Annotated in this window: 23 protein-coding genes and 2 pseudogenes; 6 read left to right on the forward strand and 19 right to left on the reverse strand. The window is 41.1% G+C overall.

Going from position 1 to position 19,691, the window contains the following annotated elements:
- Window positions 1–39: 39 nt before the first annotated feature.
- The 6 genes and pseudogenes from BGC07_RS02300 to BGC07_RS02320 all read right to left on the reverse strand — a co-directional run bounded on the left by BGC07_RS02300 (window position 40) and on the right by BGC07_RS02320 (window position 2,496).
- Window positions 40–726 (reverse strand): flagellar hook assembly protein FlgD, encoded by a 687-nt coding sequence (locus BGC07_RS02300; RefSeq protein ID WP_069311803.1) that lies wholly within the window; start codon window positions 724–726, stop codon window positions 40–42.
- A 7-nt stretch (window positions 727–733) separates the two neighbouring features.
- Window positions 734–1,054, reverse strand: coding sequence for a flagellar basal body rod C-terminal domain-containing protein (locus BGC07_RS02305; RefSeq protein WP_235602842.1), 321 nt, complete (start codon window positions 1,052–1,054; stop codon window positions 734–736).
- 49 nt (window positions 1,055–1,103) lie between these two features.
- Window positions 1,104–1,160 (reverse strand): annotated as a pseudogene (locus BGC07_RS24105) (hypothetical protein); the annotation flags it as partial.
- A gap of 22 nt (window positions 1,161–1,182) precedes the next feature.
- Window positions 1,183–1,581 (reverse strand): flagellar basal body rod protein FlgB, encoded by a 399-nt coding sequence (gene flgB, locus BGC07_RS02310; protein ID WP_069311804.1) that lies wholly within the window; start codon window positions 1,579–1,581, stop codon window positions 1,183–1,185.
- 203 nt (window positions 1,582–1,784) lie between these two features.
- Window positions 1,785–2,258: a type II toxin-antitoxin system death-on-curing family toxin gene (locus BGC07_RS02315; RefSeq protein ID WP_069311805.1), complete on the reverse strand. Its 474-nt coding sequence runs from the start codon at window positions 2,256–2,258 to the stop codon at window positions 1,785–1,787.
- A 46-nt stretch (window positions 2,259–2,304) separates the two neighbouring features.
- Window positions 2,305–2,496 (reverse strand): hypothetical protein, encoded by a 192-nt coding sequence (locus tag BGC07_RS02320; protein WP_069311806.1) that lies wholly within the window; start codon window positions 2,494–2,496, stop codon window positions 2,305–2,307.
- A gap of 177 nt (window positions 2,497–2,673) precedes the next feature.
- Between BGC07_RS02320 and flgA the strand changes: the two genes are divergently transcribed.
- The 3 genes from flgA (at window position 2,674) to flgN (ending at window position 4,234) form a co-directional block, all read left to right on the forward strand.
- On the forward strand, window positions 2,674–3,372 hold the full coding sequence (flgA, locus tag BGC07_RS02325; protein WP_069311807.1) for a flagellar basal body P-ring formation chaperone FlgA: 699 nt from the start codon (window positions 2,674–2,676) through the stop codon (window positions 3,370–3,372).
- A 65-nt stretch (window positions 3,373–3,437) separates the two neighbouring features.
- Window positions 3,438–3,665, forward strand: a complete 228-nt coding sequence (locus tag BGC07_RS02330) for a hypothetical protein (RefSeq protein WP_069311808.1) — start codon at window positions 3,438–3,440, stop codon at window positions 3,663–3,665.
- Between the two features lie 98 nt (window positions 3,666–3,763).
- Complete coding sequence (gene flgN / locus BGC07_RS02335) at window positions 3,764–4,234, forward strand: flagellar protein FlgN (RefSeq protein ID WP_069311809.1); 471 nt, start codon at window positions 3,764–3,766, stop codon at window positions 4,232–4,234.
- Between the two features lie 25 nt (window positions 4,235–4,259).
- Here flgN and BGC07_RS02340 read toward each other — a convergent pair whose 3' ends face one another.
- Together BGC07_RS02340 and mnmA are read right to left on the reverse strand one after the other, a co-directional pair.
- Window positions 4,260–4,781 carry a peptidylprolyl isomerase gene (locus BGC07_RS02340; RefSeq protein WP_069311810.1) on the reverse strand — a complete coding sequence of 174 codons (522 nt, stop codon included), beginning with the start codon at window positions 4,779–4,781 and terminating at the stop codon, window positions 4,260–4,262.
- Between the two features lie 102 nt (window positions 4,782–4,883).
- Window positions 4,884–5,946 (reverse strand): annotated as a pseudogene (mnmA, locus tag BGC07_RS02345) (tRNA 2-thiouridine(34) synthase MnmA).
- A 183-nt stretch (window positions 5,947–6,129) separates the two neighbouring features.
- Here mnmA and BGC07_RS02350 point away from each other — a divergent pair.
- Window positions 6,130–7,668, forward strand: coding sequence for an ATP-binding protein (locus BGC07_RS02350; RefSeq protein WP_069311811.1), 1,539 nt, complete (start codon window positions 6,130–6,132; stop codon window positions 7,666–7,668).
- 24 nt (window positions 7,669–7,692) lie between these two features.
- Window positions 7,693–8,376 carry a response regulator transcription factor gene (locus tag BGC07_RS02355; RefSeq protein ID WP_069311812.1) on the forward strand — a complete coding sequence of 228 codons (684 nt, stop codon included), beginning with the start codon at window positions 7,693–7,695 and terminating at the stop codon, window positions 8,374–8,376.
- A gap of 83 nt (window positions 8,377–8,459) precedes the next feature.
- Here the strand turns inward: BGC07_RS02355 and BGC07_RS02360 are convergent, their stop codons facing one another.
- Complete coding sequence (locus BGC07_RS02360) at window positions 8,460–10,052, reverse strand: ABC-F family ATPase (protein WP_069311813.1); 1,593 nt, start codon at window positions 10,050–10,052, stop codon at window positions 8,460–8,462.
- 266 nt (window positions 10,053–10,318) lie between these two features.
- Between BGC07_RS02360 and BGC07_RS02365 the strand changes: the two genes are divergently transcribed.
- A complete protein-coding gene (locus BGC07_RS02365; RefSeq protein WP_069311814.1) occupies window positions 10,319–10,711 on the forward strand; it encodes an Hpt domain-containing protein in 393 nt (130 codons plus the stop codon).
- Between the two features lie 12 nt (window positions 10,712–10,723).
- On the opposite strand, the gene rpoS is transcribed toward BGC07_RS02365, so the two are convergent.
- From rpoS to BGC07_RS02405, 10 genes are all read right to left on the reverse strand, one after another.
- Entirely contained in the window at window positions 10,724–11,755 is a 1,032-nt protein-coding gene (gene rpoS / locus BGC07_RS02370; RefSeq protein ID WP_069311815.1) for an RNA polymerase sigma factor RpoS, read from the reverse strand.
- Window positions 11,756–11,897: 142 nt separating this feature from the next.
- A complete protein-coding gene (surE, locus tag BGC07_RS02375) occupies window positions 11,898–12,653 on the reverse strand; it encodes a 5'/3'-nucleotidase SurE (RefSeq protein ID WP_069311816.1) in 756 nt (251 codons plus the stop codon).
- 59 nt (window positions 12,654–12,712) lie between these two features.
- Window positions 12,713–13,723 carry an APC family permease gene (locus BGC07_RS02380; RefSeq protein ID WP_268801591.1) on the reverse strand — a complete coding sequence of 337 codons (1,011 nt, stop codon included), beginning with the start codon at window positions 13,721–13,723 and terminating at the stop codon, window positions 12,713–12,715.
- The gene (locus BGC07_RS22950; protein ID WP_268801592.1) at window positions 13,716–14,303 is read right to left on the reverse strand and encodes an APC family permease; all 588 of its coding nucleotides are present in this window, start codon (window positions 14,301–14,303) and stop codon (window positions 13,716–13,718) included. Before BGC07_RS22950 ends, BGC07_RS02380 begins: the two co-directional genes overlap by 8 nt.
- A gap of 63 nt (window positions 14,304–14,366) precedes the next feature.
- Window positions 14,367–15,290 carry a tRNA pseudouridine(13) synthase TruD gene (gene truD, locus BGC07_RS02385; protein WP_317135145.1) on the reverse strand — a complete coding sequence of 308 codons (924 nt, stop codon included), beginning with the start codon at window positions 15,288–15,290 and terminating at the stop codon, window positions 14,367–14,369.
- Window positions 15,271–15,441, reverse strand: coding sequence for a hypothetical protein (locus BGC07_RS21490; RefSeq protein WP_235602843.1), 171 nt, complete (start codon window positions 15,439–15,441; stop codon window positions 15,271–15,273). Before BGC07_RS21490 ends, truD begins: the two co-directional genes overlap by 20 nt.
- A 19-nt stretch (window positions 15,442–15,460) precedes the next feature.
- Window positions 15,461–15,808 carry a cell division protein FtsB gene (ftsB, locus tag BGC07_RS02390; RefSeq protein WP_069311817.1) on the reverse strand — a complete coding sequence of 116 codons (348 nt, stop codon included), beginning with the start codon at window positions 15,806–15,808 and terminating at the stop codon, window positions 15,461–15,463.
- A 66-nt stretch (window positions 15,809–15,874) separates the two neighbouring features.
- The gene (gene eno / locus BGC07_RS02395; protein ID WP_069311818.1) at window positions 15,875–17,152 is read right to left on the reverse strand and encodes a phosphopyruvate hydratase; all 1,278 of its coding nucleotides are present in this window, start codon (window positions 17,150–17,152) and stop codon (window positions 15,875–15,877) included.
- Window positions 17,153–17,198: 46 nt separating this feature from the next.
- A complete protein-coding gene (gene kdsA / locus BGC07_RS02400) occupies window positions 17,199–18,035 on the reverse strand; it encodes a 3-deoxy-8-phosphooctulonate synthase (RefSeq protein WP_069311819.1) in 837 nt (278 codons plus the stop codon).
- Window positions 18,036–18,047: 12 nt separating this feature from the next.
- Window positions 18,048–19,673 (reverse strand): CTP synthase, encoded by a 1,626-nt coding sequence (locus tag BGC07_RS02405; protein ID WP_069311820.1) that lies wholly within the window; start codon window positions 19,671–19,673, stop codon window positions 18,048–18,050.
- Window positions 19,674–19,691: the final 18 nt, after the last annotated feature.

Genomic DNA, 19,691 nt, shown 5'->3' on the forward strand with positions numbered 1-19,691 from the left:
ATTTAATTATTTATTTTATTTAATTATTTATTTTATTTACTAACCTAATTGTTTAATGTCTGATAGTTTCACCTGTCCTATTCCTGATAAACTTACCTGTGTTTCTTCACCATTGCGACCTAAAATAACGCTATCAATATTGGCATACACCGATAATGATAATTGCTGAGTTTGATCTTCAACCTGTGCTTCTGCAGCAAACTGGTAACGCCCTGGCGGCATCAAATTGCCGCTTTCATCCTTGCCATCCCAAACAAAGCTGTAATTTCCATCAGCAAGATCACCCACATCAATTTGTTTGACCAAACTACCGCCATCAGTAAAGATATTGACTTTAATGCCTTTTGCATTTTTCGGCACTTCGATATCCGCTTTAAACTCTTCACCTTCAATTAATAAGCCCTTATCAGATTGAGCTAAAACCGAGCGGCCAACCAATGCCGAAGCTTGTAATGCACTTGTTGATTTTAATTCAGCAACCAAGCTACCGACCGCATCATTAATACTGTTGATACCATCGACGGTGCTAAATTGCGCCATTTGTGCGAGAAACTCACCATTTTCTTGCGGCTGCATCGGATCTTGGTGCTTCAGCTGTGTTGTTAATAATTTTAAAAAATCATCTTGGCCGAGTTCTTTTTTTTCTAGTGTCGTCTCTGTTGATGTTAGCCCTAAGTTTTTATAAAGGTCTGCAACTGAAGTACTTGAATCAATCCCTGCCATCATCTATCTCCTACTGCTGCGCTAACCTAAGCGTCTGCTGCATGAGCTGCTTGGATGTATTAAAAGCCTCTACATTGACCCGATATGATTGTGATGCAGAAATCATATTGACCATCGCTTCAACCGGATTCACATTGGGCAAAAAGATATAACCTTCTTCATTTGCCATCGGGTGGTCCGGATCAAAGCGTTGCTCTAAAGGTGCATCGCTTTCAACAATACCTAAAACCTGCACACCTCGCCCTGGCGCACGATCGGGGGAAAAACTTATCTCGCATTCCTGCGGCAATGGGTGCAAACACCGGTTGCCGTGAACGGTAAGTCGTATCAATGCTACTGCTTGCACTATTAATGTTGGCAAGATTACTTGCAGTCGTATTAAGACGAATACTCTGTGCCATCATTGCCGATCCTGCAATTTCAAAAACTGAGAACATAATCACTTACCTTTCCACTTTCCTACTCGTTCTTAAATGCATTCTTTATGCCAGAAAACTTCTTCCCTAAAAATGCAAGTGTCGCCTGATAACGCATTGCATTTTCTGCAAATTTAGCTTGCTCAACCTCTAGCTCTACCGTATTACCGTCTAAAGATGGCTGAAATGGGTTGCGATACTTTAAATCAATTCCCGAAAATGGAATCGTTAATTTAATATGCCTATTATTCGTTCGTGATAACCGAATATCTCGATCAATATGTGAGGTTGCATTTTCTAGTGCTTTATTAAAGTTAAAGTCTTTTGCCTTATAATGTGGCGTATCTACATTGGCCAGATTATCAGAAATTGTTTTTAACCTCTGATTTCTTAAATAAAGCGCATTTTCATGCGTTCCAACAATTTTATCAAAGTTAATCATTTATCAGCCTTTTATTTTCATCAAATATATTTCGATATAAATTACTAATATTAATTAATAAAGATTATGCAATCTTAGTGCCTTTTCCATTAATAAAATTATAAGTCGTCGGTATACATGCACTTTAATATGTGTTAATTATTAATTATGAAATAACTAAAATTTATTTAATATCAACCAAACTAAAATAAAAAATTATTTAATCATCGAGTGGACAACATTTTCTCAAGAGACATCAACTTAGGAATAAGTTGCCCCTTGACCTTAAAACAATTCAACCAGCTCGCATATAACTCCACTGTAACTTCAACACCACCCATTGTATCTGAGGCAACTAAAGCATAGGTCATAATAGCTGCATTTTTATAATTCATTTCTCTAATAACAATCCCGTTCATTCTAAGGAAGGTCAGAGCTGAAATAAAGGCTGTACGTTTATTAGCTTGATAGAATGGGTGAAAATTTCCAATTTTAAAGGCATACTGAGCAGCACAGTAGAACTCTTCAGTGTAATCTAATTCAGAACTATGTTCATAATAACCATAAGCATTCTCTACCCCTGCCACAGCAGCCTCTAAAAGTTTCCTATCACGGATGCCTTTATCTTCACCAGAGTTTAGAGAGGAGTTCTGAATATCAATTATGATAGCAGAAGTAAGCCAAATAATTTTTTCCATAATCAAATCAAAGCCAATCCTTGGAGGCTGTCAAGATTACCTAATTTTAGTATTTACTTAACTCTTTGATATGAGGAGCAAAGTTGTTCATTACCTCAATAGCAGCAGCATAAGCCTTCTTTTCTCCTTCTGAAAGCTTCTCAAGCACATCTGGCGTTAAAGACTCTTTCAAGCGCTTAGCGTATCTACTGTCTTCTTCACTATCTACTTGAGTTTGAAGTCTTTCTGCTAATTGCATAACTAAAGTACCATTTGATTAAAATCATTCGTTTGACACCTCATATTATAGCTGTGTTCCCCTGAGTGCAACTTAACAACTTCCATAGCTCCACCTGGTCAGGAGAGTTAAGTTCATAAGGCACAAATATTGCAAGGCTAATCATTCTATATCAATTTACTTTTACAGGAATAACTCATGTGCTTTCGAATTCTAACTTGTGCTTTATTATTGATTTTTTCTCTAAATAGCCATGCACAAGAAGACATTCAAAATTATGCCACTTTAAAGAAAATTGCTTATCACTATCTCTATGGGCAAGTTAGGCTTCATACCAAGCAGTTCCAAATTGAAATTAATAAACCCACCAGCAAAGTACGATTAAAAGCCTGCTCAGCAGATCAACTTGCCCCCTTCCTGCCAGCTCATCAAAAATTATTATCAACACGCAGTGTCGGCATTCGCTGTCCAGAGCATGATTGGGTGACTTATTTACCCGTTAAACTAACTGTTTATAGTCAAGTGATTGTTGCCAGAGAACAAATTCCACGAAACACCTTAATCCGTCGTGACCAACTTGCACTAAAAACCATACTTTACCGTGAATTACGTCCTAATTATTATCAAAACTTTGATTATTTAATTGGTAGAAATACAAAATATCCAATAAAATCAGGCAGTATAATTTCTGAATATTCCTTAAAAAAAGAATATATGGTACAACGAGGAGAGCGAGTGCAAATTCGTGCAAAAATAAACAACATCAGAGTGACCTCGCTAGGAGTCGCCTTACAAAATGCATTACGAGGCCAACAGGTGGAAGTAAAAAACATACAATCTCAAAAGGTTATCAAGGGCAAGGCCACAAGCAAGGGCGTTGTTGATGTAATTTATTAAATTTGAGCTAAAGTATATAGAAGTACTGCCGATATTATACAGTGGTAAAATTAAGGGGCATAAACATGAATGAAGTCAACAAAGTAGGTTCTGGACCTCCTCCTCTAGCCAACAAACAGGCTGAAGAAAAGGCACCTGAACAACAAAAACAGGCAACAAGTGCTGCACCTGCAACCAATGAAGAAAGTTTACTTCTCACAGAGTTAGTGCAATCTGCCAGCCAAGATGAGGGGTTTACCACCGAACGTGCCGAAAAAGTAGAGACGTTAAAAGCACTCTATCAAAAAAGGTGAGTATGAAATCAATGCATTGCAGACTGCTGAAGGCATATTAAACGAACAGCTCTAGATAAGCTTCGATAAAAACGAATAAATATTAAGGAATCAGTGCGATGAGAAGTATTTGTGCTTTATTGGATAAAAAATTAATACTACTCAAACAATTGCTTGATTTATTAGAGCAAGAAACGATTGCATTACAAAACTTAACTCACACAGAGCTACAGCACCTAGCTAATTCAAAAGAGTCTTGTTTGGACCAGCTTAATCCGCTTGCAATAGAGCACGAAAACTTACTTAAAGAAAAAAATTATAGTTGTACGCATGAAGGTATGCTCAGCTACATTCACCAAGAAATGGCAGGCAAAGAACAAACTCAAGCAAAAGAGTTGTGGTTAGACATTCAACTCGCTTTAAAAAAATGCAAACAAATCAACGAAGCGAATGGGCTTGTTATCCAAGTCAATCAGGCTCAGCTCTCATCATTACTCAATGTTGTTAAAGGCTGTGAAGAAAACACTTACGGTCCACAAGGTGAAAAAGAAAGCACTGCGAGTATCAAAGGCTCTCGCAGCACCGCATAAGATCAAACGCAATCGTTATTTACGATTAACGCTTAATTTCAACAGATTCAATCACCACTTCATCAACAGGCTTATCCATGAAACCGGTTGGAACCTGGCCAATTTTATTAACAATATCAAGACCTGATGATACCTTACCAAATACCGTATGACGGCCATCCAAGTGAGGCTGAGCGCCTAAGGTAATAAAGAACTGGGAACCATTCGTTCCAGGACCGGCATTTGCCATCGACAATACACCTGCGCCATCGTGGCGTAATTCAGAAGAACATTCATCTTCGAATTGATAACCCGGGCCCCCCATACCACTGCCTTCAGGGCAGCCACCTTGGATCATAAAACCAGAGATAATACGGTGGAAGTTCAAGCCATTATAAAACGGACCTTCTTTACTGGTATCTTGACGACCTTCTGCTAGATTGACAAAGTTCCATACCGTTTCAGGGCATTCTTTGGCATAAAGCTCGATTTCAAAAGAACCTTCAGACGTATTAAATACAGCTGTTAAGCGATCTTGTGATTCTTTGTGTGTTGATTTTTCAAACATGTAAATCATTCCTCTCTTTTCTCATTACATTTAAGAGTGCATTCTACACTCATAGTTTCACGGTTTAAAATAACTAAATCATATAATAAATTAACGAGTTAATCACAAATTAATTTTCTCGATTACACCACCACCCAAGCAAACTTCTCCTTGATGAAAAAACGACCGACTGGCCTGGTGTCACCGCCCACTGTGGTTGCTCGAATGTCACAATGGCTCGGCCATCGCCCGCTATTTTAACTCGGCATGACTGGTCCGCCTGACGGTAACGTGTCTTTGCTGTGCACGAGAACTCAGCACCAGGCGCTATACCATCCACCCAATGCAATTGAGCCGTTTCCAGTGTCTTAGAGAGTAATAAAGGGTGGTTATGACCTTGGCCGACAATAAGCGTATTATTCGTTAGGTCTTTTGCCAACACATACCAAGGTTCACCATTGTCACCTTGTCGACCACCAATGCCTAGGCCCTGACGTTGCCCTAAGGTGTAATACATCAAACCTTGGTGCTCGCCGACATATTCACCTTCAGGTGTTTTCATTTTTCCAGGCTGCGCAGGCAAATAACGCTTTAAAAAGTCAGAAAATTTTCTCTCGCCGATAAAACAAATTCCAGTGCTGTCTTTTTTATTATGCGTGATCAATTGAGCTTGCTCAGCGAGGCTTCTTACCACTGGCTTTTCTAGTTCTCCGACAGGAAATAGAGTTTTAGCGAGCTGCTCTTGACCAATAGTATATAAAAAATAACTTTGATCTTTATTATTATCTCGCCCTCTTAATAAACGATAACGACCATCAATCTGATCTTTACGAACATAATGACCTGTTGCAATATACTCGGCCTCTAGGTGCAATGCATACTCTAAAAACACTTTAAATTTAATCTCTTTATTGCAGAGGATATCCGGATTTGGTGTGCGACCGGCTTTAAGCTCACTTAGAAAGTGTTCAAATACATTATCCCAATATTCAGCGGCAAAATTAGCCGTATGCAGCGCTACATCCAAGCGATCACAGACACTTTGTGCATCGGCAACATCTTCACTGGCAGAGCAATATTCATCAGTGTCATCCTCTTCCCAGTTTTTCATGAAAAGCCCTTGCACATCATAGCCCTGCTCTTTAAGCAGGTAGGCAGACACTGAGGAATCAACTCCTCCTGACATACCAACAACAACCCGTGTACTTTGCTTCACATCACCCTCATAACTTAATGTTTTTCAAGCCATAATGACCAAACCACCGATTATACCATAAGCTTGATCACAACAACACTTGGCAAACAAGCCTAAAAGCCCTTATGATGATAGCGCCTTTAATAGAGCCAGCATACAATCAAGCGAGTGACTATGCTTTTTGACCCTTCTTCTGAACAACACTATGCCCAACTCAGTGCAAATTGCATAAAATCAGTGCTATTAACCATTGCGGTTGTTGCAATAATTTATTTTTTACCGCATAGCCAAGCTGTCAACATCGCTACCATGCTCTTTCTCGCAGACACATTGTTTTCTGCTTCGGTCTGGGGCTTTATTCCCGGCATTCTCGGCACCATTTTAGGCTTATTCATTTACGACTATTACTTCACCCTCCCTTATTACTCCTTACACGTCTCAGAATCAGATCAGTTACTACGCTTTAGCGCGTTTATCACTTTGTCTATCTTTGTCAGCGCATTAACCGCAAGAACAAGAGCCATTGCACTCTCTGCTCAGCAAAAAGAGAAAGCCATGCAACTGCTTTTTCACTATGCACAAAAAGTCACCCATATCAACCATCAAGACAGTTTATTTCAACAACTTATCAATCACTTACACAAAGTCTATCCAACAAACTTTCTCATCCTACTGCCCAAAGATAACAATTTGCAGATTTATAGTCTTCCAGGCAAGCAAAGCTACCTTAAACCTCATGAGTACCAAGCGGCCCAACAGTGCTGGCAAACAACTCAAAGCACAGGCTATAAAAGCGAGACCCACACTGCTCTTTCTTGGCGTTTTGAGCCTCTGCTTGCCAATCAATGCCTAGGGGTGATTGCCATACGCCGCCTTAAGGCAAACAACGCACTTTCTGATGACCGACTGGCAATTATCCATGCATTAATCGCCACAACAGCAACGGTACTCTCCAAACATCAACTCGCCAAAATTCAAGAACGCAATCATATTCTTGAAGAAGCAGATAATCTTAGGCAAGCTTTGCTCTCTTCACTCTCCCATGACTTAAAAACACCATTGGCCTCGATTATGGGGTCGCTGGAAACACTTAAAAACAAATCGCAACAGCTTGACCAAACCACCCAAAGAGAACTTGCTTCTTTAGCTTACAGCGAGTCTGATCGGCTTCACCGTTATATTAATAACTTACTTAACATGATGAAATTAGAGGCCGATGTATTAAAGCCTAATTTACAATTATGCGATATCGAAGATATCATCGATTCAGCCTGCAGGCGCCTAAAGCAACAACTAAAACCTTACTCTTTAAACATTCAATGCCCCGAGCAAGCCTGTCTTGCCCAGCTTGACCCCATACTCACAGAACAAGTCTTGATCAATCTAATTGAAAACGCCTGTAAATATTCAGAATTAGGCCAAGAAATTACCATCAAACTGCACGAAGAAAAACAAACTCAAACATTTAAACTTTCCATCATTGACCAAGGCCAAGGCTTAAGCGAAGAACAACTCAGGCAAGTGTTTAATTTATTTTACCGTGCCGAACAGACAGACCGTACCGATGGCACTGGCATGGGGCTCACCATTTGCCAAGGCGTTTTAAAAGCACAACAGTGTAGTGTTCAAGCAACAAGTCCGGGCAAAAACTTGGGTAGCCAATTTACCATTACTATCCCAAAATCTGCTTCAAAACTATTAATCAGTAATTAACCTTATAAAAAGGCCGAGAATGTTATGAAAAAACCAATTGCCAGTGTATTAATTATTGATGATGAATCACAAATCCGTCGCTTATTAAAAATCACGCTAGGTGCTGAGGGCTATCATGTACTCGAAGCAAACAATGCAAAAAACGGTATTAAAGAAGCACAAATTCATCAACCTGAACTCATCATTTTAGATTTAGGGCTACCCGACCAAGACGGCTATCATGTCCTACAGACTTTACAACAACAAGGCCATCATCAATGCATCGTTTTATCTGCACGCAATGATGAAAATGAAAAAGTAAAACTACTCGATGCCGGCGCAATTGATTATATTACTAAGCCTTTTAGCATGAGTGAATTTATGGCACGTATTCGTGTCGCCTTACGTGTACAAACTCAGCAAAGCAAAGGCAGTGCCACGATAGAAACGCATGGCTTCACTATTAAACTCTCACAAAAATCGGTATTTTTTGATCAAGAAAAAATAAATCTAACTAACAAAGAATATGAATTACTTGAATTGCTTGCTCAGCATAAAAGTCAAGTCATTCCCTATCAAATACTCACCAGCACGCTATGGCCCAATCATCAGGAAGATGCGGAGCATTACTTAAGAACTTATATCCGTAAACTGCGCAAAAAGCTTGCTGAAAAGACGGATAATACCCTCATAGAAACTATTGCTGCAATTGGTTATCGACTAAACTAAGTTAAGCTAAAAACCAAATATTAATAATAAAAAGCCCGAATAGAAAACTCGGGCTTGCACTTAATTTTCTTAAAAACTAAAATTTAATCAATCACGCCTTTACTGGCAAGAAACTCGTCATAAGTTCCCTTAAAGTCATTCACGCCCGCTTCCGTTATTTCAATAATACGGGTTGCTAATGATGAAACAAATGCGCGGTCATGACTCACAAACAACAATGTGCCTTCATAACGCTCTAAAGCATTATTCAATGACTCTATTGACTCCATATCCATGTGATTCGTTGGCTCGTCAAGCAGCAAGATGTTTGGTTTTTGCATGATCAACTTACCAAATAGCATGCGGCCTTTTTCACCACCCGAGAGCACTTTAATGGACTTAACAATATCATCGGCGCTAAATAACATACGCCCTAAAATTCCACGAACCGCTTGATCATCATCCGTCGGTTTACGCCATAGACTCATCCACTCAAAGAGTGTCATATCATTTTCAAAATCGCGGCTATGATCTTGGGCATAATAGCCAATCGCAGCATTTTCAGACCACTGAATATTGCCATGATCTTGCGGCAAATCATGAATTAAAGTCCGCAATAGGGTCGTTTTACCCACCCCATTTTGCCCTAAAATTGCGACGCGCTCACCTACTGTCACCGTTAAATTTAAATCTCTAAATAAAGGCTTATCAAAGCCTTTTGATAAGTGCTCTGTAACTAAGGCATTACGAAACAGCTTTTTCTCTTGATCAAAACGAATAAAAGGGTTCACTCGGCTCGAGGCTTTGACCTCTTCGAGCTTAATTTTATCAAGCTGCCTTGCCCGAGAAGTAGCTTGCTTCGCTTTAGAAGCGTTTGCCGAAAATCGGGCAACAAAACTTTGTAATTCCGCCATTTGTGCTTTTTTCTTGGCATTATCGGCGAGCAAACGCTCACGGGCTTGATTAGCGGCCATCATGTATTCATCATAATTCCCTGGATAAACTCGTAACTCGCCATAATCTAAGTCTGCCATATGAGTACAGACCGAATTCAAAAAATAACGATCGTGGGAAATAATAATCATCGTGCTATTACGCTGATTTAAAGTCTCTTGCAGCCAGCGAATCGTGTCAATATCCAAATTATTGGTCGGCTCATCGAGCAATAAAATTTCAGGATCAGAGAATAAGGCTTGTGCTAATAAAACACGTAATTTAATACCAGGAGCGATTTCACTCATCGGACCAAAATGCTGCTCAACAGGAATCCCCACCCCCATCAACAACTCACCTGCGCGCGATTCAGCAGTGTAGCCATCCATTTCGGCGAATTCCATCTCAAGCTCAGCCACTTTAATGCCTTCTTCTTCGGTCATTTCAGCGAGTGCATAAATGCGGTCGCGCTCTTGCTTAACTTCCCAAAGCTTTTCATAGCCCATGATTACAGTGTCTACAACGCTGTATTCTTCATAGCCAAACTGGTTTTGACTAAGCTTGCCTAAACGCTCATTAACATCTATAGAAACATTACCCGACGTTGGCTTCAAATCGCCGGCCAAAATTTTCATAAAGGTAGATTTGCCGCACCCATTCGCTCCAATCAAGCCATAACGGTTACCACCACCAAACTTGACTGAAATGTTTTCAAACAACGGCTTAGGGCCAAACTGCATTGTGATATTTGCTGTAGTAATCAAGTGTAAAATCCAAAATTCAGTTATAAATTAGCAAAGTGCGTCTCATTCAGACAAACGCCTGAGTATAGCGATTTCAGCAACGATCAGCAACTTTATTCCCGCTTTTTTAGCACAAAAACTTAAGAAATGCTAGCAATAAGTCACCCAAGTCACCAAAAATTTTTGATGTTTATAAATAGATTACACACTAGCACCCGACAAGATCAGCAATTCCCCTCTAAAATGTATATATAAAGCAGGGGAGCTGCCCATATTTAGGATCCATATTGAATTTAGATAAGTCGGACCTACACTATTTTATTGAAGAGTGTAACAGTTTAATCAAGCAGCTTGAAAATGGAGTGCAACAGCTTGCCGTCCCAGCCGACTCTAGTGAGGCAGTCAATGCATTTTTTCGCAGCATGCACACACTAAAAGGCAATGCGAGAATCGTAGGCTCCACGACTCTTGAAGAACTCTGTGTCGCCATTGAGGATGTTTTAGAGAAATTCCGCCAAGGCAGAGTCACTCCAGACGATCGTATTATAAAGCTTATGAGTTTATCTGTTGATGAGCTAAAAAAACTATTGAATCAATTATACAGCCTGAAAGCCGCGGGTTCTGCTAACCCCAAAATACTGGCCGCTTTACGCTTTGTTTCTCAAAAAGGTAACAGTTAAGGTTAGCGGCTGTTACCATTTACTATGAGTAAAGCGAGATAATAAGATATTACTTGATAACCCCTCATCCTCGAAGCGTTTTTTCAAGTGCTGCAAGCCTTCCATTTGATACTGGCGCACGCGCTCACGGGTAATTTCACAGGCCTTACCCACTTTTTCAAGTGTCATTGACTCTTGCCCGTTTAAGCCAAAACGTAACTCAACAACTTGCTGATGCTTATCGGAAAGCTCTAATAACCAATCTTTAATTCGCTCATTCAGATCAAAATCGGCGAGATCAACCACAGGATCAGCCATATTTTCATCATCACTTAATGTATCGATTAAAGTACGATCACTATCACTGTTTACAGGCGTGTCTGTTGAAATAACTTTTTCATTAAGACGCATGATTTTTTTAACATCGCTGACAGGGCGACTAACCTTTTCAGCAATTTCTTCATAATTTGGCTCATGATCTAATGACTGAGACAAATCTCGGGATGCTCGTAAATACACATTCATTTCTTTAACAATATGAATAGGCAGACGGATTGTTCGAGTTTGACTCATCAATGCCCGCTCAATGTTTTGCCTCACCCACCAGGTTGCATAGGTTGAAAAGCGAAAGCCTTTCTCAGGGTCGAACTTTTCAACGGAGTGCATTAACCCCATGTTGCCTTCTTCAATCAGATCTAATAGCGGCAAGCCTCGATTTAAGTACCGACGAGAAATTTTAACAACTAAACGTAAATTACTTTCGATCATTTTGCGGCGCGCAAAAATATCCCCCTGTTGAGAACGTCTAGAAAAATAAACTTCCTCTTCTGCAGTAAGTAAAGACGAATAACCAATTTCACCCAAATAAATTTCTGTGGCATCTAGATTATTGGGTTCTTGCAATAAATTGACTTGTTTTTGCTGTGTCTCAGCAGTCGTTGCTTTTGCTTCAGAAGTATTACTTGCAGCTGCAACAGAATTCCTTACCGCCTCTTCTTGCTGAAACTGCCCTGACTCACTGCATTGTTTCGCTGAAATAAAACGAGATTCATATGAATACGCCATTTGCCCAAGCCTTAGTACAATTATTTTACGTTGTTACCACATCTTTTTATGGTGTCGGCGCAAAATAAAAATGCTTTAAATATAGACCAAGACAAAGCAAAATGTGTGCCCGAAAAAATACGTGTTTGTTATATCAACATAACTAACTTAAGGCATTCCAATGAGCCACGGTTTCCATCGCTTCAAACTGTGTTAAGTCTGTTTTTAAGGGGGTAATTGAAATTTGGTTCTCTCGCAATGCAAAAAAATCAGTCCCCACCCCTGCATCCTGAGCAGGCCCGACAGGGCCGATCCAAAACATCGGATAACCGCGAGGGCTTTTTGCAGGAATCACTGGCTGAGCTCGATGACGCTGCCCTAAACGCGTCACCTGTACCCCTTGAATTTTTTCTTGAGGCAAATCTGGCACATTCACATTAAGGATAGTATCTGCCGGTAATGGCTCTTTAACCATTTTTTCAACAAGACTGGCGATAAAATTTGCTGCCGTGCAATAATTGTCTAAACGGCCTTCACCTTTCAATGAGACGGCAATTGCAGGAACTCCATGACGCCGCCCTTCCATTGCCGCAGCCACCGTCCCTGAATAAATCGTATCATCCGCCATATTTCCACCCGCATTAATCCCCGAGATGACTAGGTCAATCCCTTCCGATTTATACACTTCGTTTAAAGCCAAATGAACACAGTCCACTGGTGTGCCATTGACTTTTAAAAACCCATTATCTGCCTTTTGTATGGATAATGGGCGATCTAGAGTAATGCAATTACTCTTACCACTGCAATCACGATCAGGGGCAACAACATACACTTTCGCAACATCCGCTAAGGCCTGGTGCATTTCAGCCAAACCACGTGCATAAACACCATCATCGTTACTCAATAATATTTTTAGCATGTTCACCCCCAATACATCCTGTTCATTGTAATTATTCTCACACACTAGAGCACTAAGAATTAATTAGTTAACTCATTACGAATAGTTTTAAACAAGGCTGCTGTTTGCTCATCTGTTCGGCGAAACTTAACCGCTAAATACAAAATTACAGCAGTAAGTAAAGCAAGCACCAATGCATCTGGGCCAAAGGCCAACTCACCCCGCCCTCCGCCAAACGTCCCTAGATAAGAGACAATACTGACACCGATAAAATAAACCCAAACCCAAAGTGATGAACGAATTTCCAATGCCAGTGAGCGCGCACGCTCTGAAACCATTCGATATAAAAAGTATAATACAAAGCAAAACACTAAGAATAAGAAAAGCTTAGAAATTGTATGCCAGCCGGTCCAATAAGACATCAATACACAAATATAAAGCCCTAAATAACTCCACCCCCAAACAAAAGGCAAGCGTACTGCACGCTTTTCATCAGGCAACTGATAGCGCAACACTAATAAACAAACCGGTCCTAACGAATAAGAGAAAGCGACCAGTGAGGTAATAAACTCAACCATCGCTTTCCAACCTGGTAACGGAAAAAAGAAAACAACACCTAAAACTGTATTTAAGATAATCGCCTTCACAGGAATGCCCCCTGCGCTTAATTCCCCTAGCACCTTTGGCATCTGCTGATTACCACTCATCGCTTGTAATGTCCTAGAAGCGCTAGCCACATACATCAATGCAGAGCCTGCGGGCGCAACCACTGCATTACTATAAAGCAAAATTAATACAAATATACCCACAGGAGCAACAACAACAGCCAGGGGTCCTGCTGTGCTCGCTAAGCTTAAATGTGACCAACCGGCCATTAATTCTGCTGGTGTTAGTGCACCAATGAAGGCAACTTGCAGTAATAAATAAATCACGAGACAAATAAAAATACTGCCAACCAGCGCAAATGGGATAGTGCGCTTTGGATTGGCAGCCTCTCCTGCAAGTTCGACGACCTGCTTAAAACCATTAAAGGCAAAGACAATGCCCCCCATTGACATCGCAGCAAAAACACCATGCCAACCGTCACTCAAAAAAATGACCCTGATAATGAAAATTTGCGGTAGAGAAATTTGTACTAATTAAAGCTAATGCGATCACAACAGGAATTAAAATTTTCCAATACGTCAAAATATTATTTAAGCGAATCACCCAACGCAGCGAGTAAATATTAAGCAAACTGAATAAAAACATAAGCAGCACCGCCATACTAATACCCGTAGCCGATAAAGCGGTTGACCCTGGTTTTAATAATTCAGGCCATAAATTCGCTAAATACTGTAAAGTCGCTTGAACTTCAACTGATTGTAACGCTGCAAAAGTTAACCAAGTAATCCAGCCTAAAATCAAGCTCACCATATTGCCATGTGTTAAAAAAGGCAGATAAGCACTTCCACCACCGACAGGAAATAATGTTGATGTTTCTGCAAAACTAAATGCCACACATAATATTAATAAGCCGCCCAGTATCCAGGCAATAATCGCTCCTGCACCTGCAAGTTGTGCACTATAAAAGCTACTAAATAACCAGCCTGAACCTAAAATCGCGCTCACCGAACATAGCATCATTCCCCAGGGTGAAATATGACGTTGATTTTGCTTAACTACTGGCACTTCAGTGCTCCTTTTTATTTAATTGAATGGAAAGCAAAAATATAGATTAATACAAAAAAGTTACTACTTATCTGGAATTTGGTAGCGGGCTAATTCTCGCAATACCGAGGTCGCAAAGCTACCTTTGGGCAGAAAAAACTTTAATTCAAGTGTACTCTCATTGAGCCAGTCCCAAGAAAAGTTATCAAGATAAACCCACAGTGGCCGACGATCAGCACCTAACTTATATTTAATTAAGTTTTTCTGGCAACTTTCATCATAACCTGCATCAATCAGAGCACTTTGCTCAAAACGAGAAGCCGGTGTGTTAATACGCTCATTATTTTTACCTTGACCCACCAACGGCCCGGTCAGAACGATATCACGGTCGCTCAAGCGTTTTTCTAATTCATTCTTAGCATCGTTATCCTCATTCAAATTATTTACAGCAAATACGCTATTCGAGCCGGTTAGGTTCATGATATCGCCGGTCATTGGCGTTAGCGTTAATTTTTGCTCCAAACGTTTCGATAGGACATGGTTAAAAAAATAAGCACGTAATGCGGATAAATAAATACTTTTTTGTTGACGCTTTACTCGCTTACCAGCGAACATATCAAATGCCGCCTGAACATTATGGCCTTCTCGACCGAAGCGCTGTGGACCAAAATAGTTTGGCACCCCTCCAGTTTGGATATATTCTAAGCGCTGTTGCCAAAACGCTTTATCACCTTGGCAATTTTTTAGAATCAATCTAAATTTATTACCAATTAAGTGCCCACGCCGTAATTTTTTTTGATGGCGACCCACCTGTAAAATGCGAATGTTATCGTCACTGAATAATGCCCAATCCAGCTCACGTTTGCCTGGAATACGTAAACTAAACCATTGAATTGTCACTGCCTCACGATCTTTTAGACCAGCAAAGCTGACATCGCGTACAGGGATATCAGCAAATTGCGCTAATTTTTTTGCTAACCATTCAGTATTAGTCTGTTTTTTTTCTATCTGTCAAAAAAATGTGTTCGCCATTACCCGAGAACTGCTGTGGTTCAATCACAGGAACCTCATCGACTCTAAAGTCTTCAGGCTCACATTTATAGTGACAAGATAGTGCAGGAACTTTGTTAGCGTAATGCCAATTGAATGATAGATCCACAGAGCCCTCTTACTGCATGCTACAGGATGAATGATAGGTAACTTAAGATAGAATTAATTTTGCTGTATCGTTTTATTTTTTTATTTTCACCAATAATTTGATAATAAGTTTCACCTGGCTTAATCATACCGAGCTCACGCCGAGCGCGCGCTTCAATTGACGCATTGCCCTGTTTCAAGGTCAGTATCTCAGCTTCAAGCTGCTCATTACGATCACTGAGCGTTTTATTTCTATCCTCTTGGACATTAATTTTGTCATGCAAGCCGATTAAATTGGCAACGCTGCCCTTACCTACCCACAAATTAAATTGTAAGAGCAGGAACAATACCCCCAAAAAGGTGACAAAACAGCGCTCTTTAAAAGTCATTCACTTTCCTTCAATCGTCTGCAATAAAAAAAGGGGTGTTACCCCCTTTTTATTTAATCATAGCGTTTAATGAGCTTGTTTGAATACAGCCAAGCCAGGATAAACCGCATTCTCACCTAACTCTTCCTCAATACGAAGCAATTGGTTATATTTTGCCATGCGATCACTACGACACAGCGAACCTGTTTTAATTTGACCCGCAGCAACAGCCACCGCCAAGTCAGCAATCGTCGTATCTTCTGTTTCGCCCGAGCGATGTGAAATGACATTGGTATAGCCTGCATCTTTGGCCATTTGAATCGTTTTTAATGTCTCGCTCAAGGTGCCAATTTGATTGAGCTTAATCAAAATCGAATTAGCCACATCTTTTTTAATGCCTTGCTCTAGGATCGCCGCATTTGTTACAAATAAATCATCACCGACAAGTTGCACTTTTTTACCTAAACGTGCAGTCAGCTCGCCCCAACCTTGCCAATCACTTTCATCCAAGCCATCTTCAATGGTAATAATCGGATAGCGCTTCACCCAGTCTTCTAAGTAATCCACCATTTCGGATGAAGACAAGACCTTATCTTCAGAAGCCAGGTGATACTTACCCTCTTTATAAAATTCAGAACTTGCTAGATCTAATCCAATAAAGATATCTTTACCTGCTTTATAACCCGCTGCATCAATGGCTTCCAAAATGACTTCAATCGCCGCTTGATTTGAGGGTAAATCTGGCGCAAAGCCCCCTTCATCACCTACCGCTGTATTTAAGCCACGCTTTGATAAAATTTTCTTAAGGGTATGGAAAATTTCAGCACCATAGCGCAAAGCTTCGCTAAAATTCGGCGCGCCAACAGGGACAATCATGAACTCCTGCATATCGACATTATTATCCGCATGCTCACCGCCATTGATGATATTCATCATCGGTACTGGCATGCTCATCTCGCCTTTGGATAAATACTGGTATAAGGGCAAACCTTGCTCTAAGGCAGAGGCTTTTGCTGCCGCTAAAGAAACGGCCAACATGGCATTTGCACCTAGGCTTGATTTATTTTCTGTGCCATCCAACTCAATCATCGCACCATCAATTGCACTTTGGTCCGCTGCGTCTTTACCGATGAGTAAATCACGAATTTTCGTATTGATATTATTAACTGCTGTTAATACGCCTTTGCCCATATAACGCTTAAGGTCTTGGTCACGTAATTCTAAGGCTTCACGTGATCCTGTCGACGCGCCGGAAGGTGCAACCGCACGACCCACAACACCCGATTCTAAAATCACATCCGCTTCAACTGTCGGATTACCGCGAGAGTCTAAAATTTCACGACCAATAACTTGTTTAATTTTCACTGAACACTCCTTCACTCATTTATCATTTATACAATGTAGTTACAGCTTATTTCACTGTTTCTTCTATCCACCCAGCTGACTTAACCACTTTATCTAAAGCAACCAATTGACTGAGTAACTCTTCAATCTGATGCATCGGCCAGTTATTAGGTCCATCACTCAATGCCTTCTCAGGGTTTGGATGAGTTTCCATAAAGAGCCCTGCAATCCCCACAGCCACAGCAGCACGTGCAAGCACAGGAACAAACTCACGCTGCCCCCCTGAAGATGCGCCTTGGCCACCCGGTAACTGGACTGAGTGGGTTGCATCAAAGACCACCGGACAGTTTGTCTCACGCATAACCGCCAATGAGCGCATATCTGAGACTAAATTGTTATAGCCAAATGATGCGCCACGTTCACAGACCATAATCTGATCATTACCCACGGCACGAGCCTTCTCAACCACATGCTTCATATCCCAAGGGGCCAGAAATTGCCCTTTTTTGATATTCACCGGCTTATTGCAACGCGCAACATTTTGAATAAAATTCGTTTGGCGACATAAAAATGCGGGTGTTTGTAAAATATCAACCACACTGCTGACTTCATCTAAAGGCGTATCTTCATGTACATCCGTTAGCACATTCACGCCAATTTGATCTTTGACTTTCTGCAAGATCGCCAAGCCTTTTTCTACCCCCATACCGCGAAAACTATTATGAGAAGAGCGATTGGCTTTATCAAACGACGACTTATAAACAAACGGAATATTTAAACGGTCCGCGACTTCTTTTAAGTAACCGGCTGTATCCAGCGCCAACGCTTCACTTTCAATCACGCAAGGCCCGGCGATGAGGAAAAACGGCTGATCTAAGCCCACATTCATTCCAGCGACTTTCATACTTTCTTTCTCCTACTTCACGCTGTGCGCAATCGCAGCATTTATATAACCTGAAAACAACGGGTGCCCTGCACGTGGTGTTGATGTAAATTCGGGGTGGAATTGGCACGCCACAAACCAAGGATGATTTTCAACCTCAACCATTTCAACCAATTTTTTATCCTCAGAGCGGCCTGAGATTTTCAACCCGGCTTTTTGTAATTCATCAACATAACGGTTATTCACTTCATAACGATGACGATGACGCTCAACGATTTGACCTTGCCCATAGGCTTTTTCTGCCATCGACCCTGTTTCAAGCAAACAGACTTGCCCGCCTAAGCGCATACTGCCGCCCAGATCAGCGCCGGCATCACGCGTTTCAAGCGAGCCATCTTCAGTCAGCCATTCTTTGACAAGCGCAATCACAGGGTAACTACAATCAGGATCAAATTCAGAGCTATTCGCGCCCTCAAGGCCCGCACAATGACGCGCATAATCGATCACCGCAACTTGCATCCCTAAGCAAATACCTAAATAAGGCACATTATTTTCACGAGCAAACTGAGAAGCGAGGATCTTGCCCTCAACACCGCGATCACCAAAGCCCCCAGGGACTAAAATCGCATCATAGCCTTTTAGTATCGCCTCAGCGCCCTTTTTCTCAATCTCTTCTGCATCGATATATTCAATATTAACCTGAGTTTTACTTTGAATTCCGGCGTGATCAAGTGCTTCATTAATCGACTTATAAGCATCGGTTAGGTCATATTTACCGACCATCGCCACCGTCACACTGTGCTCAGGGTTCAGTTTAGCGTTGACGACGCGATCCCAGTCCGATAAGTCAGCCGCTTTCGCCTCTATTCTTAAACGATCAACAATAATCTCATCTAGTTTTTGCTCATATAAAGCACGCGGCAGTGAGTAAATTGTATTCACATCTACACAAGAAATCACCGCACGCTCTTCAACATTGGTAAACAAAGCAATCTTACGGCGCTCAGATTCTGGCAATGCGCGCTCAGAGCGGCAAATTAAAATATCCGGCTGAATCCCTATCGAACGTAACTCTTTAACGGAGTGTTGTGTCGGTTTTGTTTTTAACTCGCCGGCCGCACCCAAATAAGGAACTAGAGTCAAGTGAATAAATAAACTTCGATCATGACCTAACTCAACACCTAACTGACGAATCGCCTCTAAAAACGGCAAAGACTCAATGTCACCGACTGTGCCACCAATTTCGATCATGACGACGTCGGCATCACCATTGCCTTCAACAACCCGGCGTTTGATCTCATCGGTGATATGGGGAATCACCTGCACAGTGCCACCCAAGTAATCACCGCGGCGCTCTTTCATGATCACTTCTTGATAAACACGGCCCGAGGTTACGTTATTAAAGCGTGTCATCGTTGTCGCAACAAAACGCTCATAATGACCTAAATCCAGATCAGTTTCTGCGCCATCCTCAGTTACAAATACCTCACCGTGCTGAAACGGACTCATCGTACCCGGATCAACATTGATATAAGGATCGAATTTCTTAAGGTTAACTTTTAAACCGCGCGCTTCGAGTATCGCGGCGAGAGAGGCTGCCGTGAGTCCCTTACCCAAAGAGGAGACTACACCGCCTGTAACAAATATGTATCGTGTCATTCACTTCACTTCATGTAT

It is taken from the genome of Piscirickettsia litoralis, assembly GCF_001720395.1.
GTDB lineage: Bacteria > Pseudomonadota > Gammaproteobacteria > Piscirickettsiales > Piscirickettsiaceae > Piscirickettsia > Piscirickettsia litoralis.